The sequence below is a fragment of the Microbacterium sp. C5A9 genome (assembly GCF_022627955.1).
GTDB lineage: Bacteria > Actinomycetota > Actinomycetes > Actinomycetales > Microbacteriaceae > Microbacterium.
In genome coordinates this window covers 114,158-138,233 of sequence record NZ_JABXGD010000001.1, presented here as the reverse complement: position 1 = coordinate 138,233, position 24,076 = coordinate 114,158, and the positions used below count along the sequence as shown (strand labels likewise).

Below are 24,076 nucleotides of genomic sequence, written 5' to 3'. Positions count from 1 at the left end.
TCGTAGTATGACCACAGCCGCGGCCGATCGCGGTAACAGAGGAGCCGCGAATGGCACGCGCATCGTCACGCCCGGGCATCACCGACGTCGCGAAGCTCGCGGGAGTCTCGCTGTCGACGGTGTCGAGGGCGATGAACGGCAACCCGACCGTCGACCCGGCGCTCGCCGAGCGCGTGCAGGCGGCAGCCGTGCAGCTCGGATACACCGCCAACCCCGTGGCACGGAGCCTCGTGCTCGGCCGCACGCAGACGGTCGCGGTCGTCATCCCCGACCTCGAGAACCCGACTTTCCAGGCGGTCCTGCGCGGACTCAGTCGGGCCGCCACCGCCGACGGATTCCACGTGCTGGTCGCCGATTCGCGAGAGGACCTCGATGCCGAGCAGGCCCTCGCGCGCGCCACGCGGCTGCGCACGGACGGCGTGATCCTCTGCGCACCCCGCATGCCCGAGGCCGAGCTCGGCGAGCTGCTGTCCGCGCTCTCCCCCGCCGTCGTGATCAACCGCGGCGCGCAGGACGGCGCGCCCGTCGTCGGCGCGGACTACGAGTCGGGGATGCGGGAGATCGTCGATCATCTCACCGCACTCGGTCACCGACGACTCGTGTACCTCGCCGGAGCGACCCGCAGCGTGACGCACCGGGCACGACAGCGGGCGATCGCCGAAGCGGTCGCCCGCACCGCCGATCTCGACGTCCGGGAGATCGCGGCGGGAGTCGACTTCGACAGCGGCACCGCGGTCGCCGATCAGGTGCTCGCGACCGGAGCCACGGGCGTGATCGCGTACAACGACCTCGTCGCGATGGGCCTGCTCTCGGCGCTCACCGCCCGCGGGGTCGCCGTCCCCGAGGCGATCTCGATCACCGGTTTCGACGACATCCCCTTCGCGGCATACACCTCGCCACCCCTCTCGACCGCCGCGGTTCCCGCGGTGGAGCTCGGCGAACGCGCCTGGGCGGCCATGCACGCGCAGCTCACCGGCGGTGAGGCCACGCCGATGCTCACCCTGACGCCGACGCTGGTCGTGCGCGGCAGCTCCGCCCCGCCCCGCACCGTCTGAGGCCGGCACTCCGACTCCGCCTTCCGGTCGCGCGGCGGATCTCCTGTGCTATCGTCAAGAAAACGTTTCCTGACGTTCGAGATCAAAGAAGGATCACGATGACGAAGACCCGTTATGCCCTGGCCGGTGCCGGAGTCCGCGCGCAGATGTACGTCGAGGCGATCGCCGGAGCGCACCGTGATCGTGCCGAGCTGGTCGCCATCGTCGAGCCGAACCCGGTGCGCGCCGCCTTCCACGCCGCACGCGCCGCCGAGGCGGGCGTCGCCGCTCCCCGGCTCGCGACCCCCGACGAACTCGAGCAGGTGATCCGCGACGAGCGCGTCGACCGGGTGATCATCTGCTCCCGCGACGACCTGCACGCCGAGCTGATCGTCCGCTCGCTCGAGGCGGGCGCCGACGTCGTCGTCGAGAAGCCGCTCACGATCGATGCGGCGAGCGCCGCCCGCATCGAAGAGGCGGTCGAACGCACCGGCCGCCAGGTCGTGCTCACGTTCAACTACCGCTACTCCCCGCGCAACAGCGCACTGCGGCAGATCATCCAGGACGGCACGATCGGGCAGGTCACCTCGGTGGACTTCCAGTGGATGCTCGACACGAATCACGGCGCCGACTACTTCCGCCGCTGGCACCGCGACAAGAAGAACTCCGGCGGATTGCTCGTGCACAAGTCGAGTCACCACTTCGATCTCGTCAACTGGTGGATCCGCTCGCAGCCGACCCGCGTCTTCGCCTCGGGCGGACTGCGCTTCTACGGCGCCGACAACGCGGCGAGCCGCGGCCTGGGCGAACGACCGGCGCGAGGCACCCACGACGGCGGCGACCTCTTCGAACTCGACCTCCGCACCGACGAGCGACTGACCGCCCTGTACCTCGAGGCCGAGCAGCACGACGGCTACGTGCGCGACCTCGACGTGTTCAGCGAGGGCATCACCATCGAGGACAACCTCGCGCTCGTGGTCGACTACGCCTCGGGCGCGACCCTGTCGTACTCGCTCAACGCGCACTCCCCCTGGGAGGGCTACCGCGTCGCGGTCAACGGCACGCTCGGCCGAGTCGAGCTCGAGGTCGTCGAGCGCGGTGCCGTGCTCGCCGGCGAAGGGCTGCACCCGCACATCGACCCGAGTCTCTCGGGCAGCGACGGCACCACCACGCTGCGCCCCGAGGGCGAGCGCATCCTCGTGCAGCGGCACTGGGAAGAGGCGTACGAGGTGGCGATCGACGGCGGCGACGGCGGGCACGGCGGCGGCGACGAGCTGCTCCTGTCCGACGTCTTCGAGGGTCCGGGCGACGACCCGCTCGCACGCCCGGCGGACTGGACCGACGGCATCCGCTCGATCGCGGTCGGCATCGCCGGCAACCGCTCGCTCGAGACGGGACTTCCCGTGAAGGTCGCCGAGCTCGGCATCGCCCTGCTGGAGACGGTCCGGTGAGGATCGCCGTCACCGGCGGATCCGGTCGACTGGGCCGGTCTCTGGTGACCGGCCTCGCGGATGCCGGTCACGACCTCGTGTCGATCGACCGCTCGCCGAGCGCGCATCTCGAACGCCCGGGGATCCAGCAGCTCTCCCTCGACCTGACCGATGCGGAGGCGACCGCCTCGACGCTCGCGGGAACGGGCGCGGATGCGCTCATCCACCTCGCCGCGATCGCCGTGCCGTTCAGCGCACCCGAAGACGTCATCCTCCGCACCAACGCGGCACTCGCGCAGTCGGTGCTCGGAGGAGCGGTGCGTGCCGGCATCCACCGGGTCGTCGCCGCGTCGAGCCCGACCGTGATCGGCTACGGCGCTCCTCGCGGCTGGACCCCCGACAGCCTCCCGCTCGACGAGGAATCCGCCACGGAACCCTGGAACGCGTACGCCCTGTCGAAGCTGCTGATCGAGCAGACGGTCGCCATGCTGCGGCGGCAGGCCGGCGACGACGTGCGCTTCGCGTCGTTCCGTCCCTGCTACGTGATCGCCCCCGAGGAGTGGGCGGGCGCGCTGACCCAGCAGGGCCACACGGTGCTGGAGCGCCTCGACGACCCCGCCCTCTCGGCCCCCGCGCTGTTCAACTACGTCGATGCCCGCGACGTCGCGAGCTTCGCCGACACCCTGCTCGCCGCCCTCGACGACATCCCGAACGGCGAGGTGTTCTTCGTCGGCGCGGAGGATTCCCTCGCCCGTCGTCCCCTGAGCGAGCTGCTGCCGCAGTTCCACCCGGGCACCGAGCGTGCGGCGGCGGCGCTCACCGGCACCGCCCCCGCCTTCTCCTCCGCCAAGGCGACCCGTCTGCTCGGCTGGCGCCCCACCCGCACCTGGCGCGACGAGCTCGTCAGCGCCACGACCGACTCCGCCGCTCCTGTCTCCTGAAAGGACCGCCATGGACTTCTCCGGAATCCTGTTCTTCCCCGTGACCCCGTTCGCCGCCGACGGCACGATCGACCACGACCTGCTCGCGGCCCATGTCGCCACGGGCGTCGAGGCCGGCGCCGGCGGCGTGTTCCCTGCCTGCGGAACCGGCGAGTTCCACGCGCTCTCGGCGACCGAGGCCGCAGCCGTCACGCGTACCGCGGTCGCCGCCGTGGCCGGTCGCGTCCCCGTGATCGCCGGAACCGGCGGCCCGCTCGGCCACGCGATCGAGGTCGCCAGGGCGGCAGCGGATGCCGGTGCCGACGGGCTGCTCGTGCTGCCGCCGTACCTCGTCGGCGGCACCCAGGCCGGACTCGCGGCCTACGTCGAGCAGATCGCGGACGCCGCCGACCTGCCGGTGATCATCTACCACCGCGGAAGCGCGCAGTACTCGGTCGACACCGTGCGACGTCTCGCCGCGAACCCGAAGATCGTCGGCTTCAAGGACGGCACGGGAGAGATCGGCACGACGCAGCTGATCGTGCGCGCCGTCGCCGAAGAGGGCCGCGAGGACTTCGCGTTCTTCAACGGGCTGCTCACCGCCGAGCTCACCCAGGGCGCCTACCGCGGCATCGGCGTGCCCCTGTACTCCTCCGCCGCCTTCGCCATGGCGCCGGACATCGCGAACGCCTACTACCGCGCCTATGCCGCGGGCGACGAGGAGCGCCGCCTCGCCCTGCTCGACGGCTTCTACCGCCCGCTCGTCGAGCTGCGCGACGAGACTCCCGGTTTCGGCGTCTCGCTGATCAAGGCGGGACTCCGCCTCTCCGGCCTCGCCGTCGGATCGGTGCGCGCGCCGCTCGTCGACCCGACGCCGGCGCAGGAAGCACGGCTCGCCGAGATCCTCGCGGCGGGACGCGCACTGCTGTGACCACGATCGGGAGCCTGACGACGCGTCTGCAGCGCGTGCCGCTGACGCGGCCGTGGGCGGCCGACGTGACCTCGGTCGGAGTCGTCGCCACGCACGTCGTGCGCTCCGACGGCAGCGAGGGATGGGGGTTCTCGTGGAGCCCGCAGATCGGCGCGCCTGCGGTGCAGGCCCTGCTCGAGCACGACATCGCCCCGGCATCCGTCGGGCGCTCCGCCGTTCCCGGCGAAGCCTGGCAGGGCCTGTGGGAGCACCTGCACGAGGCGGGCGGCGGGGGCCTCACCACGATCGCTCTCGCCGGACTCGACCTGGCCCTGTGGGATGCCGAGGCCCGCTCGGCCGGAACCTCGGTGTCGCACCTGCTCGGGCGCCGCCGCGAACGCGTGCGCGGCTACGGGTCGGGGGTGAATCTGCACTACCCGCTCGACGAACTGCTCGCGCAGGTGCAGCGCTGGATCGAGGCCGGGTTCGACGCCGTCAAGATCAAGGTCGGCAGACCCGACCTCGCGGAGGACGTCGATCGGGTCGCTGCCGTACGCGCGCTACTCGGACCGCATCGGTCTCTCATGATCGACGCGAACCAGCGATGGGATCTCGAGCGCGCGACCGCCTCGGTCGACGCACTCGCACGCTTCGACCTCGCCTGGATCGAGGAGCCGCTGCGCGCCGACGATCTCGACGGGCACACCGAGCTCGCCCGGCGGATCGACGTGCCCCTCGCGCTGGGCGAGAACCTGCACACCGTGCACCGGTTCGGCGACTTCCTGCGCGCGGGAGCCGCGCAGGTCGTGCAGCCGAACATCGTGCGGGTCGGCGGCATCACGCCGTTCCTCCGCATCGCCGAGCTCGCCGCCGCGCACGGCGCCGCGCTTCATCCTCATCTGCTCCCGGAGCTCTCGGGTCAGGTCGCGCTCGCTCTGCCCGACACGGCGCACGAGGTACTGGTCGAGGATGTGGAGGATGCCGGGTTCGGCGCCCTCGGCGCGCTCGTCGACCCCGCGCCCGTGACGATCAGCGGCGGATACCTGACCGAGAACGAGCACTTCGGGCTCGGCATGCGCTTCGCACCCCTGCTCACCGATGACCCCACGCGCACCGACCGCCCGCATACCGGCGACCCGCACACCGACGACCCGCACACCGACGACCCGCTCACCGCAGGAAAGGCACCCTCGTGACCACCTCCCCCGCAGACCTCGACGCGATCGTCCAGGCCGCCGCCGCGGCGGCACCGATCTGGCGTCGCTCCTCCGCCTCCGACCGAGCGGGCTGGCTGCGCGCCGCCGCCGCAGTGCTCGACGCACATGTCGACGAGCTCGTCGCGATCGCCGACGAGGAGACCCGGCTCGGGGTCCCGCGGCTGACCGGCGAGGTCGCACGCACGAGCGGCCAGCTGCGCCTCTTCGCCACGGTCGTCGAGGAGGGGTCGTATCTCGAGCTCACCGTCGACGACGCCGATGCGGCTGCCACGCCGCCTCGCCCGGAGCTGCGCCGACTGCTCACCGCGCTGGGACCCGTGGCCGTGTTCTCGGCGTCGAACTTCCCGTTCGCGTTCTCCGTCGCCGGGGGCGACACGGCCTCGGCGCTCGCGGCAGGCAACCCGGTGGTCGTGAAGGCGCACTCGGGGCATCCGCGTCTCTCGGTCCGCACGGCGGAGCTCGTGGCGGCCGCGCTCGAAGATGCGGGCGCACCCGCCGGATCGCTCGCCCTCGTCGAGGGTCGCGAGGCGGGCAACGCGCTCGTGCAGCATCCGCTGATCCGTGCCGCCGGCTTCACGGGGTCGGTCTCGGGCGGCCGCGCGCTGTTCGACCTCGCGTCGGGGCGCCCCGATCCGATCCCGTTCTACGGCGAGCTGGGCAGCATCAATCCCGTGGTGCTCACCGCGGCCGCCGTCGCCGCGCGGGGCGAGTCTCTCGCACAGGGTCTGGTCGGATCCTTCACCCTGGGCGTGGGACAGTTCTGCACCAAGCCGGGCGTGGTGTTCATCCCGGCGGGCGCCGGCTTCGAAGACCTGGTCGCGGCGCATGTTCCTGCCGCCTCGGGCGGCCCCCTGCTCACCGAGCGCATCACCGAGGCCTTCCCCACCGGTCTCGCGCATCTCGAGGACGATCCCTCCGTCGAGGTCGTCGCGCAGGGCATCGAGGTCGACGGCGTGCGCCCGGTCGCCCTGCTGACGGATGCTCGTGCGGTGGCGGATCGCCCGGACACGCTTCTGGAGGAGTGCTTCGGTCCCGTCACGCTGCTGGTGCGCTACGACTCCGCCGACGATCTGCACGCCGCGCTCTCCCGGGTTCCGGGCAGCCTCACCGCCACGCTGCACGCCGAGCCCGACGACGACCCCGCTGAGACGCTCGAGCTGCTGCAGGAGCGCGCAGGGCGCGTGCTGTTCGCGGGCTGGCCCACAGGCGTCGCGGTGACCTGGTCGCAGCAGCACGGCGGACCGTGGCCGGCGACGACCTCGCTGCACACGTCGGTCGGAGCATCCGCGATCCGCCGGTTCCTCCGGCCCCTGGCGTTCCAGGATGCTCCTCAGGCGCTGCTGCCGGCTGCTCTGCGCGACGACGCTCTGGCGCGCCTGCCGCATCGCCGCAACGGCGTTCTCGTCCTCCCCGCCTGAGCCGGTCGCGGCGCCGTTCGTTGTCGAACGTCGTTCAGGATTAGTGTCGAGGCATGGCACGACGAGGTTCATACGCGAAGGGCGTCGCCAGACGCGAGGAGATCCTGGAGAGCGCGCTCGACGTGATCGCGACCAGGGGATATCAGAGCGCCTCCCTCAAGCAGATCGCCGAGGTCGTCGGCGTCACTCCGGCGGCGCTGCTGCACTACTTCGGGTCGAAGGAGGAGCTGTTCACCGAGGTGCTGCGCAAGCGCGACGAGCACGAGGGCCGAGACCCGCAGCAGCTCGATCCCGGCGAGGCCAAGTCCGTGTTCCTCGACGTGGTGCGGCGCAACACCCGGACCCCTGGCGTGGTCGAGCTGTTCTCCCGTCTCGCGGTGGATGCCGTCGACCCGCAGCATCCTGCGCACGGGTTCTTCCTCGACCGCAGCGAGAGGCTGCGCGAGACGATCACGCAGAGCCATGACGCCGACGCCGAGCGCCGCGCGGTGCTCGACCCCGAGACCACGGCCCGGGTCGTGCAGGCCGTGGCCGACGGCCTGCAGCTGCAGTGGATGATCGACCCGAGCGTCGACATGCCGGGCATCGTCGAGGCCCTGCTCGACGTGCTCTATCCCCCCGCCCCGCGCGCCTGACGCCCGGAAGACGAGAGGACCTCTCCCGGCAGCGGAAGGGGTCCTCTCGTGAGCTCGGCGTGGGTCAGCCGTCGACCTGGCCGTTCGAGCAGGTCTGCTGTGCGGCCGAGTTGCCCTTGATCGAGTCCGGCAGGGCGACGACGCCGGGAGTGGTCGCCGTCGGGTCGGGTACCTCTTCCGTGGGCGTGCCCTCGGTCGGCGTCTCCACCGGAGCACCGGTGTTCGGGTCCTGCAGGATGACACCGTCGTTCGCGGTGTTCTCGTGCGTGACCTGCAGCTGTGCGTTCGCGTTGATCGCGTCCCACATCGTCTGGGCGGACGCCTTGTCCGGCACCACGCGGTTGGGGTCGTCCGGATCGGTGAAGGTCGGGTACTGCAGGAAGACGATGTCCTCGAACGGCACGGACTTCACGGCGAGTGCGATCTGCACGATCTTCATCGGATCGGCGAGAGACGTGCTGGCCTTGACGTTGTCGAGGCCGGTGGTGGCGAGCTTGAGCATCATCGGCACGTTGCCCAGGGTGTCGCTGCTGATGAGCTTGCGGGCCAGGCTCGACATGTACTGCTGCTGGTTGCCGATGCGGCCGAGGTCGCTGCCGTCGCCGACGCCGTGGCGGGTCCGCAGGAACTGCAGTGCCGTGAGCCCCTCGATGACGTGGTTGCCCGCCGCGAGGTCGAGGCTGGTGTGACGGTCCTTGATCGGAGAGGCGAGGCACACCTCGACGCCGCCGATCGCGTTGGTGATCTCGATCACGCCGCCGAAGGTGACGGATGCCGCGAACTGCACTTCCTGATCGGTGAGATCGGTGATGGTCTTCGCGACGCAGTTCAGGCCGCCGTCGGTGTACGCGACGTTCAGCTGCTGCTTGCTCATGGCGGAGTGGACGTTGCCCTGCTCGTCCTCGCACTCGGGGATCGGGATCATCATGTCGCGGGGGAAGCTCACGACCGTGATGCGGCGCGGCTCTTCGGAGACGTGCATGAGCAGGTTCACGTCATTGAGAGTGCCGCCCGAGTCGCCGCCGCTGCAGCGGTCGCCGAAGTACTGCGCGTAGGCCTCTTCACAGACGTCGACACCGGTGAGGAGCAGATTGAACCCGCCCTCGTAGGCGCTGATGTCCGGCGGAAGGTCTTCCTGGCCGTCGAGGTCGACCGCGTTCGCCGAGACCGTGCTCGAGAGGTCGTACACGATGTAGGCCGCGACACCGAAGCCGCTGACGAGGACCACGGCGAGACCGATGGCGATGAACTTCAGAAGCTGGCTGACCGCGCCGGGGGTCTTCTGCTGTCCATGACGGGCGACGGTGCGGCGGCGGGTGTTCTGACTCACTCGGGGCCTTTCGGTTCGGCGTTCCGGTGTGGGGACACCGTGCTCAAGAAAGCGGAGGGTGTGGGATTCGAACCCACGAGACATCTCTGCCCACTGGTTTTCAAGACCAGCTCCATCGGCCGCTCGGACAACCCTCCCGACAGACGAATCCGCCGACAAGCCGTGAGTCTAGCCGAGTTCTATTCTCCCGCGCTGACCTGGGCGGCTGCTGGAAGCGTGTCGAGGGCGATCGCGAGGCCTCCCGCGTTCACGTCCTCGGTCACCTCACCGGCTGCGGCCTTGACCTCGTCGGGCGCCTGACCCATCGCCACCGCGCGACCGTCGAGACCGAGCGCCCACCCGAACATCCCGATGTCGTTGCGACCGTCGCCGGCCACGAGCACATGTCCCCGATCGAACCCGAGCTCGGTGCGCACGCGCTCGAGGGCCGTGCCTTTGTCGACGCCCTGCGGGGCGATGTCGAGCCAGGCGGTCCAGCCGATCGCGTACGACACCTCGTTGAGGCCCGCGTCCGCCACGAGTCGGTGGAAGTCGTCCTCATCGTGCCCCGGCGACACCACGACGACACGGGAGACGGGCTCGGCCGCGAGCTCGTCGAAATCGACCTGACGGCCGCCGTCGAGTGTCCAGTCATCGAGGTGCTCGGTGTACAGGCGCAGGCCGGAGCCGAGCTCGACCATGTACCGGGCGTCGGGCAGCCGATCGCGCAGGAGCGCGAGCACGGGCGAGGGGTCGAACGTCTCGACGTGCCACCGCTCCCACTCGTCGCCGACGCGGCGCATGGTGACCGCGCCGTTCGAGCACACCACGAACCGCGGCGTCAGGCCCAGCTGCTCCACGTAGCGCCGGGTCGCCATCCAGCTGCGTCCGGTGGCGATCGTCACCTCGTGACCGGCGTCGCGCAGCCGGGTGACGGCCTCGGGCACTCCGGGGCTCATCGTCTCGTCCTGCAGCAGGATGGTGCCGTCGACGTCGAGGCCGACGAGCCAGCGAGCCGTCACGCGGTCGGCTCCAGGACCTCGAGACCACCCAGGTACGGTCGGAGCACCTCGGGCACCCTGACCGATCCGTCGGCCTGCTGGTGCGTCTCGAGCAGCGCGACGATCCAGCGGGTGGTCGCGAGCGTGCCGTTGAGCGTCGCGACGGGCTGGGTCTTCGCGACCTGGCCCTCCTGCGCCCCCGAGCCGACGGCAGCGGGCCGGTGGCGGATGTCGAGGCGGCGCGCCTGGTAAGTCGTGCAGTTCGAGGTCGACGTCAGCTCGCGGAACGCGCCCTGTGTGGGCACCCACGCCTCGATGTCGTACTTGCGCGCGGCGCTGGAACCGAGGTCTCCCGCGGCGACGTCGATCACGCGGTAGGCGAGGCCGAGAGACGTCAGCATCTCCTCCTGCAGGACGACGAGGCGCAGGTGCTCGGCCTCGGCATCCTCCGGCGTCGTGTAGACGAACATCTCGAGCTTGTTGAACTGGTGCACCCGGATGATGCCGCGGGTGTCCTTGCCATGCGATCCGGCTTCGCGGCGGTAGCAGGTCGACCAGCCGGCGTAGCGCAGGGCGCCCGCGCCGAGGTCGAGGATCTCGTCCTTGTGATAGCCCGCGAGAGCGACCTCGCTGGTGCCGACCAGGTAGAGGTCGTCGTCCTTGTCGAGGTGATAGACCTCATCGGCGTGCTCGCCGAGGAACCCCGTGCCCTGCATGATCTCGGGACGCACGAGCGTGGGCGTGATCAGCGGCACGAAGCCGTTCTGGAGCGCCTTGTCGAGCGCAAGGTTCATGAGGGCGATCTCGAGACGCGCGCCGATCCCGCGGAGGAAGTAGAAGCGCGCTCCCGACACCTTCGCGCCGCGCTCCATGTCGATCGCCCCGAGGATCTCGCCGATCTCGAGGTGGTCGCGCGGCTCGAAGTCGAACGACGGCACCTCCCCGACGCGGCGCAGCTCGACGAAGTCCGCCTCGCCACCCGCGGGCACGCCGTCGACGACGACGTTCTCGATGCGCGCGAGAGCAGCGGATGCGGTCGCCGCGGCCTCGTTCGAGGCCTGCTGCGCCTGCTTGACGCGCTCAGCCAGGTCCTTGGCCTGCGCGACCAGCGCGGCCTTCTCGTCTTTCGGCGCCTTCGCGACCTGCTTGCCGAAGGCGTTCTGCTCGGCCCTCAGCTCCTCGAACGCCGACAGCGCGGCTCGGCGCGATCGGTCGGCCTCGAGTGCGATGTCGACGGTGCCCTGGTCGTTGCCACGGGCGGCCTGAGAACGGCGGACGATCTCCGGGTTGTCGCGGAGGAGTGCGAGGTCGATCATCCACCAAGTCTATGGTGCGCGCCGGGCGCGTCAGCCGCGCGGCTAGAGTAGCGCCATGACCCAGAGCGCCCCCGTCCGACGGCAGGCGGCACTCATCTACAACCCCGTCAAGGTCGACGAGAAGCACCTCCGCGAGCGGGTTCGATCGCTGTCGAGCGATGCGGGGTGGGAACGTCCGGCGTTCTATCCGACCACGATCGACGACCCCGGGCAGGGACTCACCGCGCTGGCGCTGGCACGCGGTGTCTCCGTGGTCCTCGTCGCGGGAGGAGACGGCACGGTGCGCGCGGTCTCCGAAGCCATCGCCGGCAGCGGCGTGCCGCTGGCGATCGTGCCGAGCGGCACCGGCAACCTGCTCGCACGAAACCTCGGGCTGCCGCTGGCCGATCCTGACGAGATGATCCGCGCGGCGCTGGGCGACTTCCGCCACCCGATCGACATCGGCTGGGCACGCCTCACGCGAGAAGACGGCGAGCATGCGGAACACGCCTTCGTGGTGCTCGCCGGCATGGGTCTCGATGCCGACATGATCGCGAACACCCGCCCCGACCTCAAGAAGTCCATGGGCTGGATCGCCTACGTCGACGGCGCCGCACGATCGCTCGTGACCGCCGAGCCCTTCCGTGCGGTCTTCCAGATCGACGACGGCCGCCTGCACACCACCAAGGTGCACAGCATCCTGTTCGCGAACTGCGGCACCCTGCCCGCCGGCATCGCGCTGATCCCCGACGCGTCGATCACCGACGGCACCCTCGACGTCGCGGTCATCCAGCCCACCGGCGTTCTCGGATGGCTGGGCGTGTGGCGCAAGATCTGGTGGGACAACTCGGTGCTGCGCCGCTCTCGCGCCGGCCGTCGCGTGCTCGAGAGACGGGGCCGCGACGCATCCGTGCACTACTTCCGCGGGGTGGCCGCCGAAGCGGCGGGTCCCCGGCCGATCCCGATCGAGCTCGACGGCGACGAGTTCGGCCTCGCCGTGCGCGTCACCTGCCGGGTGGATCCGGATGCGCTGCTGCTCGCCCTTCCGGCGGGGCACCCGATCGTGGCGCTCTGATCAGCCGCGTACCCGGACGGTGCCGTCCAGCCCGTCGCCCACGAGGTTCAGCGTGAAGTCGTCGTCCTCGACCTGATCGTCCCCGAACGAGATGATCGTCGCTCGCGGTGCCATGTCCATCGTGCACACTCGGTCGTCGGCCGCGAAGGTCACGGTTCCGGTCGCACCGGAGCCTTCGACGCCGTCCACGATCGGCGGGCAGCTCGACGATCCCCAGGTGAGCAGCACCAGCGCGCCGTCGTCGAACCAGCCTGCCGACGGCGTGTACTCGGTCGACGAACCGGGTGATCCGGTGAACGACGGGTCCCCGTCGAGGTCGACATCGTCGGTCACATCGCCGTACGTGACCTGCAGCGTGATCTCCTGCGTGGGGTCCACCCCCTCGGGCAGGCCGCCGATGCTCGCGCGCTGCGCCATGTCGGCGGTGCAGACGGCATCGGCATCACCCGAGTCGATGAGCTCCACCGAGACGGTCTGCCCGCTGGCCGACACCGAGTCGACCTGAGGAATGCAGGTCGACGACCCCCACGTGACGACCGCGAACAGGCGCCCCTCGTCGAGGATCGTCGCCTCGACGTCGTCGAGGTCATCTCCTCCGTCGGCGCTCGACGAGCTCGACGGCAACGGCGTGGAGCTGGGAGCGGTGGCTCCGGGCCCCGCGGTGCATCCGACGAGCAGCAGGAGCGCGGAAGCCGAGAGAGCTGCGGCCGACAGCGCGGTCGCCGGCAGAGACACGGCGCGTGTGGGGAGTGCCATGCCCCACAGATTATCGCCCTGCTCGGCTCTCTGACACCCCGTTCGGTGGCACCGGCGCTACTGGAGCGCCGAGGTGAGGCGAGCGAGGTTGTCGAGCACGGTCGAGCGCAGCGGCTGCTGCTTCCACTCCTCGAGTGTGAGCTCGCGGCTGAGCGACCGGTACTCGTCTTCGACGACCCGCATCTCGGCGACGAACTCCTCGCCGCGCACCAGCATCGACACCTCGAGGTTGAGACCGAACGAGCGCATGTCCATGTTGCTCGAGCCGATCACCGCGACCTGGTCGTCGATGGTGAGGCTCTTGGTGTGCAGGATGTAGGGCTTGCGGTACATCCAGATGCGCACGCCCGCCTTGAGCAGCACCTCGTAGTAGCTGCGCTGGGCGTGATAGACCATCGCCTGGTCGCCCTCTTCGGAGACGAACAGCTCGACCTCGACGCCGCGGTCCACCGCCGCGGTCACCGCCAGCAGCAGCGCCTCGTCGGGGACGAAGTACGGGCTGACGATCATGATCCTCTCCTTGGCCGCATACAGCAGCCCGAGGAAGAGACGGAGGTTGTTCTCGACCTCGAACCCCGGGCCCGAAGGGACCACCTGGCAGTCCAGGTCACCGGAGCCGGCCTCGGCGTGCGAGATGTCGATCTCCTGCAGCACCTCATCGGTCTCGCTGTACCAGTCGCTGAGGAAGATCGCGTTGACGCTCAGCACCACCGGACCGTCGATGCGCACCATGAGGTCGACCCAGTGGAGTCCGCGCTTGATGTTCTTCGGCAGGTTGTACGTCGAGTCCGTGACGTTCTGCGAACCGAGGAAGGCGACCTTGCCGTCGACGACGAGGAGCTTGCGGTGGTTGCGCAGATCGGGCCGCTGCATGCGCCCCCGGAGCGGCTGCACGGGCAGCATGAGGTGCCAGTGCGCACCCATGGCATTCAGCCGTCTGATCGTCTGCCGGTACTTGGGCTTCCACCTGTTCGCCCAGTGGTCGAGCAGCACGCGGACGTGCACGCCGCGGGCGGCGACCTCCTCCATCGCGCGGAAGAAGTTGTCGGTCGACGCGTCGGACTGCAGGATGTAGAACTCGATGTGGACGTAGTCCTCGGCCTTGCGGATCTCGTCGGCCATCGCGTCGAGAGAGTCCTGGTAGCGCGCGATCAGGTGGGCGCCGTTGTCGCCCGAGAGCGGAAGAGCCCCGAGGCGATGGTTCATCTCGACCAGTGGCGGGAACCAGCTCGGGGCGTTCGGTCGCAGCGTGCCGAAGTGCAGGTGCTCGCTCGTCTCGGCGATGTACTCGTTGATCTGATCCTGTTTGCGCCGTCGGGCTCGCGGCAGACGCGGATTGCCGATCAGCAGGAAGAGGAAGACGCCGACGAACGGGATGAAGAAGACGGCGAGCAGCCACGCCATGGCAGCCGTGGGGCGCCGGTTCCGCGGGATGACGATGATCGCGGTGATGCGGATCGTCAGATCGAGGACGAGGATGAACGCCGCGATCCACGCTGCCCAGGTGTCGGGTGTCATACCTCGTCCTCCCGACGGGTCGGCACTTCGACGGGATGCGCCTCAGTGGGCACCGGTGGCGGTGCGTTGGCTACACAGTAGCGGATGCGACAGACAGAGCTCAGGAGCGCGGCGGGAGACCCCGGGCGGCGCGCTCTTCGGCCTCGATGCGCGCGTGCACCTTGCGTTCGGTGCGATCGAAGCGCAGGATCCCTCGGATCACGAAGAAGAACACGACGCTCACACCGATGGTCGGAAGGATCGACCATGCCGCTGCGACCCAGAAGTTCTCCATGCCTCCATGGTACGCGACCCTCGGCGACGCACGGCCACTGCTCCTGCACATCCGAAGCCTCCCGCGCGGTCGCCGCCGCGGGCTGTGGACCCCGCCCACGTCGTCGAGCGCTCGACGACACTCGCCGGATGACAACAGTGCTCCGAGCCTCCGGCTCCTCCGAATTCCTCAGCATCGTGCCCTCCCTCGCCGGCTTCACGCCGCGCCGGAGTCTCGTGCTGCTCCCCTTCCGCGGCTCCCGCACATACGGCGCGATGCGCATCGATCTGCCGGACGACGACGTGTCTCTCGAGGAGTACGCGGACGCCGCTGTCGGCCTGGTCGCACGGGTGGAGAAGACGGATGCCGTCGCCGTCGTCGTCTACACCGATGTCGAGGCGTACTCCACACGCGACGGACTCGTCCTGCCGTACACGGTCGAGATCGACGAGGTGCTCGGCCGCGCAGCCGACAGCGGACTGCGCATCGTCGACGCGCTCTGCGTGACGCCGTCGGGATGGGCGAGCTATCTCGACGACGAGCCGGGGCTCCGCGAACTCGACGAGGCGGCTCCTCAGGTCGCGGGCCTCGGGGACGTCTCCGGAGACCAGCTCGCGGGCACCGACCTGCCGCATGCGGACCTGGCGGAGAAGGAGCGCGTGGCCCGCGCACTGCGCGACCTCGACGAGCTGCTCGCCCACGAGCGGATCGGCGGGGTCACCGGCCGGGAGAATCCGCAGGCGATCGCGGCACTGGCGCTGCTCGAAGACCTGCCCGCCTTCTTCGAGTCGGTGCTCGCGAGCCCGGACGATCTTCCGCCGTTCGCGCACGCGGCACTGCTGTGGTGCCTGAATCGCCCGATCTTCCGCGATGTCGCGCTCACGCAGTGGGCCACCGACCTGCTCGGCGGCGCACGCACGCTCGAGGCGCAGCTCGCCTTCTCGGGCGGGCACACCGCGGTGCCCGATGACCTCGGAGACGTGTTCCTCGGCAGGGGCCCCGCACCCGATCCCGCACGCCTGCGCCGCGCTCTCGACACGGTGCGCGCGTCGGCGACCAGAGCGCCCCGCCTCTCGCGCCCGGCGCCGCTCACGGTCGCCGCATGGATCTCCTGGGCGCTCGGTCGCGCGAGCCATGCCGGCCACTACCTCGATCTCGCACGCGCGATCGAGCCCGAGTACGGGCTCGCCTCACTGCTCGACACCATGATCGGCGCCGCCGTGCTGCCCGAGTGGGCGTTCCGGCGAGGCGCGTGACCGGCGTCTTACTTCACGAGGGGGAACAGGATGGTCTCGCGGATGCCGAGCCCGGTGATCGCCATGAGCAGACGGTCGATTCCCATTCCCATGCCCCCGGACGGCGGCATGCCGTGTTCGAGCGCGCGGAGGAACTCCTCGTCGACGGGCATCGCCTCGACGTCACCGCGGGCGGCGAGCTTCGCCTGCTCGACGAACCGCTCCCGCTGGATGACGGGATCGACGAGCTCGGAGTATCCGGTCGCGAGTTCGAAGCCGCGGATGTACAGGTCCCACTTCTCCACGACGCCGTCGATGGAGCGGTGCTCCCGCACGAGGGGCGAGGTGTCGACGGGGAAGTCCATCACGAACGTCGGGCGCACGAGATCGCCCTTCACGAAGTGCTCCCACAGCTCCTCGACGAGCTTGCCGTGCGTGGCCTGAGGCGGCAGATCGACGTCGTTCGCCTCGGCGAAGGCGATGAGGTCCTCGACCGAATCCTGAGGGGTGACGGTGCGGCCCGACGCCGCCGACAGCGACTCGTACATCGAGATGCGGTCCCACTCGCCGCCGAGGTCGTACTCGGTGCCGTCGGCCCACGTCACGGTCGTCGAGCCGGCGACCGCGATCGCCGCCTGCTGCACGAGCTCCTGCGTGAGAGCGGCCATCTGGTTGTAGTCGCCGTATGCCTGGTAGGCCTCGAGCATCGCGAACTCGGGGCTGTGCGTCGAGTCGGCGCCCTCGTTGCGGAAGTTGCGGTTGATCTCGTACACCCGCTCGATGCCGCCGACGACGGCGCGCTTCAGATACAGCTCCGGCGCGATGCGCAGATAGAGCTCGGTGTCGAACGCATTCGAGTGGGTGATGAACGGGCGAGCCGAAGCGCCGCCGTGCTGCACCTGCAGCATCGGCGTCTCGACCTCGAGGTAGTCGTGGCTGCCGAACGTCGCGCGCAGGCTGGCGTTGACCGCGGCCCGTGCGCGCACGGTCGTGCGCGCCTGCTCGCGGACGATCAGGTCGAGGTAGCGGCTGCGCACGCGCCCTTCTTCGCTGAGCTCCGAGTAGGCGTTCGGGAGCGGAAGGATCGCCTTCGACGCGATCTCCCACCCGTCGGCCATGATCGAGAGCTCACCACGACGGCTGGAGATCACCTCGCCGTGCACGAAGACGTGGTCGCCCAGGTCGACGTATTCCTTCCAGTCGGCGAGCGACTCCTCACCGACGTTCGCGAGCGAGATCATCGCCTGGATCCGCGATCCATCGCCCGCCTGCAGCGTGGCGAAGCAGAGCTTGCCGGTGTTGCGGCTGAACACCACACGTCCGGCGACGCCCACGATCACACCGGTCTCGGCACCGGCTTCGAGGTCGTCGTACTCCGCGCGCAGCGCCGGAATCGTGTGCGTCACCGGCACTCCCACGGGGAAAGCCCCGCCGGCGGCATCCGCCCGCTTCGCGATCAGTCGCTCGCGCTTCGCGAGACGCACGGCCTTCTGCTCGTGGACGTCCTCTTCGGGGGCGGCGGTGGTCGGCTCGGGCGCGGCAGACGCGTCAGTCATTCGGGGCTCCTTGAAAGTCCCGTCCAGTTTACCGAGGTCTCCTCCCTCGCCCTGCGGTCGAGTCTGGGTAGCCTCGAAACATGGCAGCCTTCCGACTCGCCCGCGCCCTCACCGCCGTCGCCCTCTGTGCGGCGGCCCTGCTGGTCCCCACCTCCGCGGCGAGCGCCGACGTCGACGACTTCTCCTACGCGTCGTGGGATGCGAGCTACGACATCGGGCTCGACTCCGAGGGGCGGGCGAACATGCACGTCACCGAATCGCTGACCGCGCGGTTCCCCGACACCGATCAGAACAAGGGCATCGTCCGCGGGCTGCCGACCACCTACGAGAACGCGTGGCTCGATGTCCGTGTGCTGTCCGTGACCGACGAGACCGGTGCCCCCGTGCCGTACGACACCGACGAGGACGACGGACTCCTCCTGGTGCTCACCGGCGACGACGACTACGTGCAGGGCCTCACGACGTACGTGATCGAGTACGAGATGCGAGACGTGATCCTCGCGGCCGACACGGGCGTCGACGAGTTCTACTGGGACCTCCTCCCCCTCGACAGCACGCAGCCGATCGAGAGCTTCCGCGCTGACATCACCCTCGACGACACGCTCGCCGAACACCTCACGGGCGATGCACGCTGCTACGTCGGATACTCCGGGTCGACCGATGAGTGCCCTCTGACGGCCGACGGCGCGACGTTCGCCGTCGAGGCGAGCGACCTCTCCGCAGGCCAGGGCGTCACCGTGGCGCTCGGATTCGATCAGGGCACCGCCACGCAGCCCTCCGCGCGGCAGCCGAATCCCGTCACCGACACGGTGCCCGCGATCGCGGCGCTCGGCGCGCTCGGCGTATCGGTCGGGGGATGGTTCGCCGTCACCGCCTTCTCGAGGTCGCGCAGGACGGCGACCGGCATCGTGGTGGCGCAGTACGACGTGCCCGACAGCATGCCGCCGCTGCTCGCGGCGGCGATCGTGCCGAAGGCGAAGGATGCGATCCCGGCCGAGATCGTCCACCTCGCCGTGCGCGGAACACTCCGCATCGAAGAGGGCTCCGATGTCGAACAGCCGCGGCTGCGCCGCATCCCGGACGCCCGCATCCCCGACCAGCTCGACGTCGAGGCGCTGGATGCCCTCTTCGCGGAGGCCGATGCCGACGGCGTCGCCGAGCTGCCCTCCGAGAGCGAGACCTTCGCCGCGCGGATGAAGGCCCTCGCGCAGAGCGGCACGGATGCCGCCGCCTCCCGCGGCCTCACGACGAAGGCCCGCAGTCGCGCGGCCGTGCTGCTGCAGTCGCTCGCGATCGTGCTGGTCCTCGCCGGCTTCGGGCTGGGGCTCTGGGGCATCGTCGCCGGCCGGGTGACGGCGCTGCCCGCGTTCGTCGCGATCTGCGTCGGGGCGGTGCTCGTGCTGCTCTCGTCGTTCTACGCATTCGCGCGTCACACGGTCCTCACCCCGGAGGGAGCCGGTCAGTACGAGTACCTCATGGGCGTGAAGGAGTTCATCCGCGTCGCCGAGGCCGATCGACTGCAGATGCTGCAGTCGTACTCGGGGGCGGAGCGCCGACAGGACGGCACGGCGAACGTCATCGTCGTGTACGAGCGACTGTTGCCCTACGCCATGGTCTTCGGCATGGAAGACGAGTGGGGTGCGGTGCTCGAGCACGTGTACGCGTTCGAGCAGCGGGGCGCGACCTGGATCGGCGACCCCGCTGCCCCGTTCATGAGGGCGCAGCTGGTGGCGTTCGCGGTCTCGTCCCAGGCCTCAGCGACCTACTCGGCGCCCAGTGCGAGCAGCTCGTCGAGCGCCGGCGGATCCTTCGGCGGAGGATTCTCGGGCGGCGGCGGCGGAGGCGGATTCTCGGGCGGTCGCTGATCCCGCGGGAGCCTCTAGAGCAACGGTGTCGGCGGCGAGGCGTCGCGGAGGGCGCCTTCGACGGCTGACTGCACGAGGGCCGAGAGGTACCCTCCCGCGTTCTCGACGCCGATCTCGCTCAGGCGAGCTGTCGACTGCGCGATGATCGAGCGCGAGAACTCGGTGACGGTGTGGATCGCGTCGGCGTAGTCCGCACGATCCCCCTCGGCGATCACGACCGGCTCGCATCCGATCTCCACCGCGAGAGCCTGAGCGATCGGCAGCACGGCGGCGGGGGCGGTGACCGCCGCGTAGCCCGCACGGAGCTGACGCAGGTCGATCGAGTTGCCGGTGAAGGTGATCGCCGGGTGCACCGCGAGCGGGATCGCCCCGCGTTCGGCCGCCGGCCGCAGCACCTCGATGCCGTGACCGGGATCGGTGTGCAGGACCAGCTGCCCGAGCTGCCACCCGCCGACTTCTGCGATCCCCGCGATCAGCGAGGGCAGCTGGTCGTGCGGCACCGCGACCACGACGAGCTCGCTGCGACGCACGACCTCGAGCGCATCGAGGACGGGAACGTCCGGCAGCACCGCCGAGGCGCGGTCGTCGTCGGAACCGCTCGTGATGCCCGTGATCGCGTGGCCGGCGCCCGCGAGGGCGGCCCCGATCACCGGTCCGACGCGGCCCGCTCCGATGATGCCGACCCCGAGGCGACCGTCCCGACGAACCGGTTCACTCATCGCGCGGAACCGGCGGAGCAGCAGGCGGCGGAGCGACCGGCGGAGCAGCGGGCGGCGGCGCGACCGGCGGAGCAGCAGGCGGCGGCGCAACCGGCGGCGCAACCGGCGGAGCCACAGGCGGCGCCGAAGGCTCGACGGAGACGGCGGGCGGAGCCGGGTAGGCGAACGCGGGACCCTCCGGCGCAGCCGGCAGGGCTCCGTCGTGCACCGGTGCGACCGTGACATCCGCGGCCGCGTACTCGCCCCAGCGGTGACTGTGATCCCGCTCGGCGGCGGCCGCGGCGGCCGCCGTCACGCCGTCGATCAGGAACAGCGCGTCGTCGCGTTCGAGGCCGGAGAGGTACCCCGTGATGAGGCCCTGCACCGTGTGCACCTGCGCTCCGGACACGCGCTGTGCGCGATCGATCGGCCCCTGGGAGAGCGACACTCCCTGCAGTCGGGCCAGGGGGAAGATCGCGAGCTTGCGCCACATCACGCCGCGACGCAGCAGAAGACCGATGTCGGTGAGGACGTAGCCGTGACGCTTCCACGAGAGCGGTCGCCGCCACCAGGCGCGACGCGCCATCACGCGGTACGGGTCGCCGTCGACCGGCCCGAGGATGCCGTGCTCCCAGATGAGCGCCATGTCGGCGGGCTGCACATCGGGGACGATGAGCGACAGCACGCGCTCGACATCGGCGCGTTTGCCGACCGGAAGGACGACGTTGAACTGCTGGGCCGATCCGGATGACTGCTGCGCGGCGCTCTTGCCGCTCATGCGATTGATCCTGATGGTCCACCATCCGAACGGACGCCACAGCAGCGACTGCGTGACCTCCACGGCGAAGATGCGCCCCGGGGGCAGCGTCTCGGTCACGGTGGTCAGCAGCCCGTAGGTGATGCGGACGCCGTCGGGAGTCGGGGCGATCGAGTACCGCAGCGACTTCGAGATCTGCGCCCAGGTGATACCGACGATCGCGATGATCATCGGGATCCCGATGCCGAGCGTGATGCCGAGGCCGAGGAACCCTTCGATCGGATCGCCGTCGATCAGCGAGCCGATCACGACGCCGCCCACCGCGACGCCGAAGATGGCCGCGAAGAACACGAACCACAGCACGCTCGAGATCAGCTGCGATCCCACGAGGCGCCCGGTCGGGATCTTGACCACGCTCTCGGGTTCGACGTCGGCCAGGTCCACGCCGCTGATGAGTCCGTTGACGCCTTCGTTCATCGACCCCACGAGCTGGCCGCGCACCGAGGCGGGTGCGCCCGACGCTGCGGATACATCGACGCCTGCCGTCGCACCGGATGCGGCCTGCGCACCGGACGTCGGTGCGGCACCGCCGCGGCGTGCGGCCCGTGCTCCCGATGCGAGTCGAAGGATGTCGGCGCGCACGGATTCCGCGCGGCCGGTGGCGAGGTACTCGAGATCGACGTTGGCGTCAGTTCCCGCTCCCACGACCTCGAGCTTCGCGAGCCCGATGATGCGGGCAGGGAACGGCCGAGTGAGGTTCACTCCCTGCACGCGGTCCAGCGGCGCACGGCGGTGCGAGCGGAACACGATCCCCTTGCGCACCTCGACGTGGTCGCCGGTGATGCGGAACTGGTGGAAGCGCCAGACGAACCAGAAGATCCCGACCAGCACGAGCACCAGGGCGAGCACGCTGGCCAGCGCGATGAGGATCAGGTTGTTCTCGAGCACCCAGTCGACGGGGTCGCCGCCCGAGTAGTCGCCGTAGTGCGCCTCGGGCGAGAACAGGTCGATCGCCCACGCGATCAGGCGATCGCGCATGTTGGTCACCACGATGCCCGCGATGATGATCAGCGCCAGCCCGCCCTTGAAGAGCGGGGTGAGCGGATGCATCCGATGCCACTCGCCGTCGGCGAGCGTCGTGGGGCCCTCGGAGTCCGCCGCCGTCGGCGGCGCAGGGGTCGGAGGAAGCTGGGGCTCGCTCACAGGCCGGTCCGACGGGTCTCGGCGACCTCGATGAGCGTGTCACGCAGAGCCTCGGAGGCCGCCTGCGTGAGCCCGGGGATCTGCACTCCGGTCGTCGCCGCCGCGGTCACCATCTTCAGCTGGCTGACGCCGAAGGCGCGGTCGAGCGGCCCCTGGGTGATGTCGACGAGCTGCATGCGTCCGTACGGCACGGCGATCATGCGCTGCCAGAGGATGCCCTTGCGGAAGACGATGTCATCGGAGCGGAGCATGTAGCCGATCGCCCTCGCCTGACGGGGCAGGATGATCAGCGTGACCAGCGTGATCACCACGATCACGCCCGCCGGGATCCACGCCCAGGTCTGGCCGAGCGCCAGAGCGAGCACGGCGGCGACCGCGACGATGAAGGCGACGAAGATCACGTTCTGCACGATCTGCGACACGACGTATCGGGGCGAGATCTGGTGCCAGCTGCCGTCGAGCTCGAGCCTCGCGGTGTTGCGCGCCGTGCGCAGCTGCGAGTAGGTCCCCTGGTCGAGGGCTCCGGCGTCAGTGACTTCCGCCGAGTTCAGCGGGGCCGGGGTCTCCGGCTCGGTCTGTGGGTTCTGAGTCATCAGGATCCTTCGGCAGAGTGCAGAACTGTTCGGCGATGAGCGCGGCGACGGAGAGCACGACCGCACTTCCGATCAGCGCCAGCATCGCCACAGTCGACCCTACCGGGGGATCGATCGGCCGGGACAGGAGGAACACGAGAAGCCCGGCGCCGAACCCGGCCATGATCGCCCCGACCAGGCTCGACGCGCGAGCGAGGGTCACGGCGCGGGTCGCGCGGAACGGATCGATGCGCCTGCCGCTGCGCACGCTGGTTCGCACGGGCCAGGCGACCCCGAGTGAGGCCCCCGCGATCATGAGGAGCAGCACGGGCAGCAGCAGCGACGGAGTGAAGGTGGTGCGCCCCATCGCGGTCAGCATGTGGTCGAGCAGGAATCCTCCGCCCGCCGCGAGCAGGGCGAGCACCGCGAGGAGTGCGACAGACGTGCGCTTCATCGCGTCATCACTCGTCCCTGGCGCTCTGGTCGCCGGCGTTCTGGTCCGCGGCGCGCAGGCCGGCGACCAGGTCCGCGACGCGGCCGTGCCCGGGCAGCTCCGCATCGGCGTCGAGGGCGAGCCACGGTTCCAGCACGAACAGGCGCTCCACCGCGCGCGGATGCGGCAGCAGCAGGCGGTCGTCGTCGGAGGTCTCGGCTCCGTAGGCGACCAGGTCGAGGTCGAGCGTGCGGTCGCCCCAGCGCTCGTGCCGCTCGCGACCGTACTCGTCCTCGATCGCGTGCAGCATCCCCAGGAGGATCGACGGGGCGAGGCGCGTGCGCACGAGAGCGACGGCGTTCACATAGCCGGGGGCATCGGGGTCGGGACCGTCAAGCCGCAGTGCCACGGTCTCGATGAGGGGCGAGAGGCGCACCTCGCTCACGAGGGGCAGTCGCGAGATGCGCTCCGCCGCCGCGCGGATCGTCGCCTCGCGGTCGCCGAGGTTGGCGCCGAACGCCACCACCGCTGTCGCCTCCGGACGCCCTTCGCGGGGAACGGGCTGACCGAGCGGGTTCGTCAGGTTGCGGCTCATCGTGAGAACCCGACGGCCGAGGGGGTCTGCGCGCGGTGCACCGTGACGGCGACGTCCGCGAACGAGAGCGAGATCGGAGCGTGCGGCTTGTGCACGGTGACCGTGACCGAGTGCACCCGCTCGTCGGCGAGTGCGACATCGGCGATGCGCTCCGCGAGCGTCTCGATGAGGTTCACGGGCTCTCCGGCGACGACCGCAGCGACCTTCTCGGCGAGCTCGCCGTAGTGCACGGTGTCGACGACGTCATCGGATGCCGCCGCCTGCCGCAGCGGCATCCGCAGCGTCAGGTCGACCGTGAACTCCTGCCCGTCCCGGCGTTCGTGGTCGTAGACGCCGTGGCGTCCGAACACGGTGAGTCCCGTCAGCACGATCTCGTCGAGGAAATCCATGC

23 protein-coding genes and 1 tRNA gene are annotated in these 24,076 nt (G+C 70.2%); 10 read left to right on the top strand and 14 right to left on the bottom strand.

Going from position 1 to position 24,076, the window contains the following annotated elements; all coding sequences use genetic code 11:
* The first annotated feature begins 50 nt into the window (after window positions 1-50).
* The 7 genes from HWD99_RS00610 (at window position 51) to HWD99_RS00580 (ending at window position 7,564) form a co-directional block, all read left to right on the top strand.
* Window positions 51-1,055 (top strand): LacI family DNA-binding transcriptional regulator, encoded by a 1,005-nt coding sequence (locus HWD99_RS00610; protein WP_241794284.1) that lies wholly within the window; start codon window positions 51-53, stop codon window positions 1,053-1,055.
* 98 nt (window positions 1,056-1,153) lie between these two features.
* On the top strand, window positions 1,154-2,485 hold the full coding sequence (locus HWD99_RS00605; protein WP_241794283.1) for a Gfo/Idh/MocA family protein: 1,332 nt from the start codon (window positions 1,154-1,156) through the stop codon (window positions 2,483-2,485).
* Window positions 2,482-3,405, top strand: a complete 924-nt coding sequence (locus tag HWD99_RS00600; RefSeq protein WP_241794282.1) for an NAD(P)-dependent oxidoreductase — start codon at window positions 2,482-2,484, stop codon at window positions 3,403-3,405. The genes HWD99_RS00605 and HWD99_RS00600 overlap by 4 nt, the downstream gene beginning before the upstream one ends.
* A 10-nt stretch (window positions 3,406-3,415) precedes the next feature.
* Window positions 3,416-4,315, top strand: coding sequence for a 5-dehydro-4-deoxyglucarate dehydratase (locus HWD99_RS00595; protein ID WP_241794281.1), 900 nt, complete (start codon window positions 3,416-3,418; stop codon window positions 4,313-4,315).
* A complete protein-coding gene (locus HWD99_RS00590; protein WP_241794280.1) occupies window positions 4,312-5,490 on the top strand; it encodes a mandelate racemase/muconate lactonizing enzyme family protein in 1,179 nt (392 codons plus the stop codon). Before HWD99_RS00595 ends, HWD99_RS00590 begins: the two co-directional genes overlap by 4 nt.
* The gene (locus HWD99_RS00585) at window positions 5,487-6,929 is read left to right on the top strand and encodes an aldehyde dehydrogenase (NADP(+)) (RefSeq protein WP_241794279.1); all 1,443 of its coding nucleotides are present in this window, start codon (window positions 5,487-5,489) and stop codon (window positions 6,927-6,929) included. The genes HWD99_RS00590 and HWD99_RS00585 overlap by 4 nt, the downstream gene beginning before the upstream one ends.
* A gap of 53 nt (window positions 6,930-6,982) precedes the next feature.
* Window positions 6,983-7,564: a TetR/AcrR family transcriptional regulator gene (locus HWD99_RS00580; RefSeq protein ID WP_241794278.1), complete on the top strand. Its 582-nt coding sequence runs from the start codon at window positions 6,983-6,985 to the stop codon at window positions 7,562-7,564.
* Window positions 7,565-7,628: 64 nt separating this feature from the next.
* Here HWD99_RS00580 and HWD99_RS00575 read toward each other — a convergent pair whose 3' ends face one another.
* From HWD99_RS00575 to serS, 4 genes are all read right to left on the bottom strand, one after another.
* On the bottom strand, window positions 7,629-8,894 hold the full coding sequence (locus HWD99_RS00575) for an LCP family protein (RefSeq protein WP_241794277.1): 1,266 nt from the start codon (window positions 8,892-8,894) through the stop codon (window positions 7,629-7,631).
* A 52-nt stretch (window positions 8,895-8,946) separates the two neighbouring features.
* Window positions 8,947-9,031: transfer RNA gene (locus HWD99_RS00570), tRNA-Ser, on the bottom strand.
* 42 nt (window positions 9,032-9,073) lie between these two features.
* The gene (locus HWD99_RS00565; protein ID WP_241794275.1) at window positions 9,074-9,895 is read right to left on the bottom strand and encodes an HAD family hydrolase; all 822 of its coding nucleotides are present in this window, start codon (window positions 9,893-9,895) and stop codon (window positions 9,074-9,076) included.
* Window positions 9,892-11,190: a serine--tRNA ligase gene (gene serS, locus HWD99_RS00560; RefSeq protein ID WP_241794273.1), complete on the bottom strand. Its 1,299-nt coding sequence runs from the start codon at window positions 11,188-11,190 to the stop codon at window positions 9,892-9,894. The genes HWD99_RS00565 and serS overlap by 4 nt, the downstream gene beginning before the upstream one ends.
* Window positions 11,191-11,245: 55 nt before the next feature.
* Between serS and HWD99_RS00555 the strand changes: the two genes are divergently transcribed.
* A complete protein-coding gene (locus tag HWD99_RS00555) occupies window positions 11,246-12,244 on the top strand; it encodes a diacylglycerol kinase family protein (protein ID WP_241794271.1) in 999 nt (332 codons plus the stop codon).
* On the opposite strand, the gene HWD99_RS00550 is transcribed toward HWD99_RS00555, so the two are convergent.
* The 3 genes from HWD99_RS00550 to HWD99_RS00540 form a co-directional block, all read right to left on the bottom strand.
* Window positions 12,245-13,000 (bottom strand): hypothetical protein, encoded by a 756-nt coding sequence (locus tag HWD99_RS00550; RefSeq protein WP_241794269.1) that lies wholly within the window; start codon window positions 12,998-13,000, stop codon window positions 12,245-12,247.
* Window positions 13,001-13,057: 57 nt separating this feature from the next.
* Window positions 13,058-14,518, bottom strand: a complete 1,461-nt coding sequence (gene cls / locus HWD99_RS00545; RefSeq protein WP_241794267.1) for a cardiolipin synthase — start codon at window positions 14,516-14,518, stop codon at window positions 13,058-13,060.
* Between the two features lie 100 nt (window positions 14,519-14,618).
* On the bottom strand, window positions 14,619-14,792 hold the full coding sequence (locus tag HWD99_RS00540) for a hypothetical protein (RefSeq protein ID WP_194762715.1): 174 nt from the start codon (window positions 14,790-14,792) through the stop codon (window positions 14,619-14,621).
* 128 nt (window positions 14,793-14,920) lie between these two features.
* On the opposite strand from HWD99_RS00540, the gene HWD99_RS00535 reads away from it, so the two are divergent.
* A complete protein-coding gene (locus HWD99_RS00535; protein WP_241794266.1) occupies window positions 14,921-16,027 on the top strand; it encodes a DUF4192 family protein in 1,107 nt (368 codons plus the stop codon).
* 8 nt (window positions 16,028-16,035) lie between these two features.
* Here the strand turns inward: HWD99_RS00535 and lysS are convergent, their stop codons facing one another.
* Window positions 16,036-17,562, bottom strand: coding sequence for a lysine--tRNA ligase (gene lysS, locus HWD99_RS00530; RefSeq protein WP_241794265.1), 1,527 nt, complete (start codon window positions 17,560-17,562; stop codon window positions 16,036-16,038).
* A gap of 80 nt (window positions 17,563-17,642) precedes the next feature.
* Here lysS and HWD99_RS00525 point away from each other — a divergent pair, with 80 nt between their 5' ends.
* Window positions 17,643-19,427, top strand: a complete 1,785-nt coding sequence (locus HWD99_RS00525; protein WP_241794263.1) for a DUF2207 domain-containing protein — start codon at window positions 17,643-17,645, stop codon at window positions 19,425-19,427.
* 14 nt (window positions 19,428-19,441) lie between these two features.
* Here the strand turns inward: HWD99_RS00525 and HWD99_RS00520 are convergent, their stop codons facing one another.
* From HWD99_RS00520 to folB, 6 genes are read right to left on the bottom strand one after another with little or no spacing between them, the layout of a single operon-like run.
* Entirely contained in the window at window positions 19,442-20,146 is a 705-nt protein-coding gene (locus tag HWD99_RS00520; protein WP_241794261.1) for a DUF2520 domain-containing protein, read from the bottom strand.
* A complete protein-coding gene (locus HWD99_RS00515) occupies window positions 20,139-22,085 on the bottom strand; it encodes a PH domain-containing protein (RefSeq protein ID WP_241794260.1) in 1,947 nt (648 codons plus the stop codon). Before HWD99_RS00515 ends, HWD99_RS00520 begins: the two co-directional genes overlap by 8 nt.
* The gene (locus tag HWD99_RS00510; RefSeq protein WP_241794259.1) at window positions 22,082-22,678 is read right to left on the bottom strand and encodes a PH domain-containing protein; all 597 of its coding nucleotides are present in this window, start codon (window positions 22,676-22,678) and stop codon (window positions 22,082-22,084) included. The genes HWD99_RS00515 and HWD99_RS00510 overlap by 4 nt, the downstream gene beginning before the upstream one ends.
* Entirely contained in the window at window positions 22,614-23,111 is a 498-nt protein-coding gene (locus tag HWD99_RS00505; RefSeq protein WP_241794258.1) for a DUF3180 domain-containing protein, read from the bottom strand. Before HWD99_RS00505 ends, HWD99_RS00510 begins: the two co-directional genes overlap by 65 nt.
* 7 nt (window positions 23,112-23,118) lie before the next feature.
* Window positions 23,119-23,685, bottom strand: coding sequence for a 2-amino-4-hydroxy-6-hydroxymethyldihydropteridine diphosphokinase (gene folK, locus HWD99_RS00500; protein ID WP_241794256.1), 567 nt, complete (start codon window positions 23,683-23,685; stop codon window positions 23,119-23,121).
* Window positions 23,682-24,074 (bottom strand): dihydroneopterin aldolase, encoded by a 393-nt coding sequence (folB, locus tag HWD99_RS00495; RefSeq protein ID WP_241794255.1) that lies wholly within the window; start codon window positions 24,072-24,074, stop codon window positions 23,682-23,684. The genes folK and folB overlap by 4 nt, the downstream gene beginning before the upstream one ends.
* Window positions 24,075-24,076 lie beyond the last annotated feature (2 nt).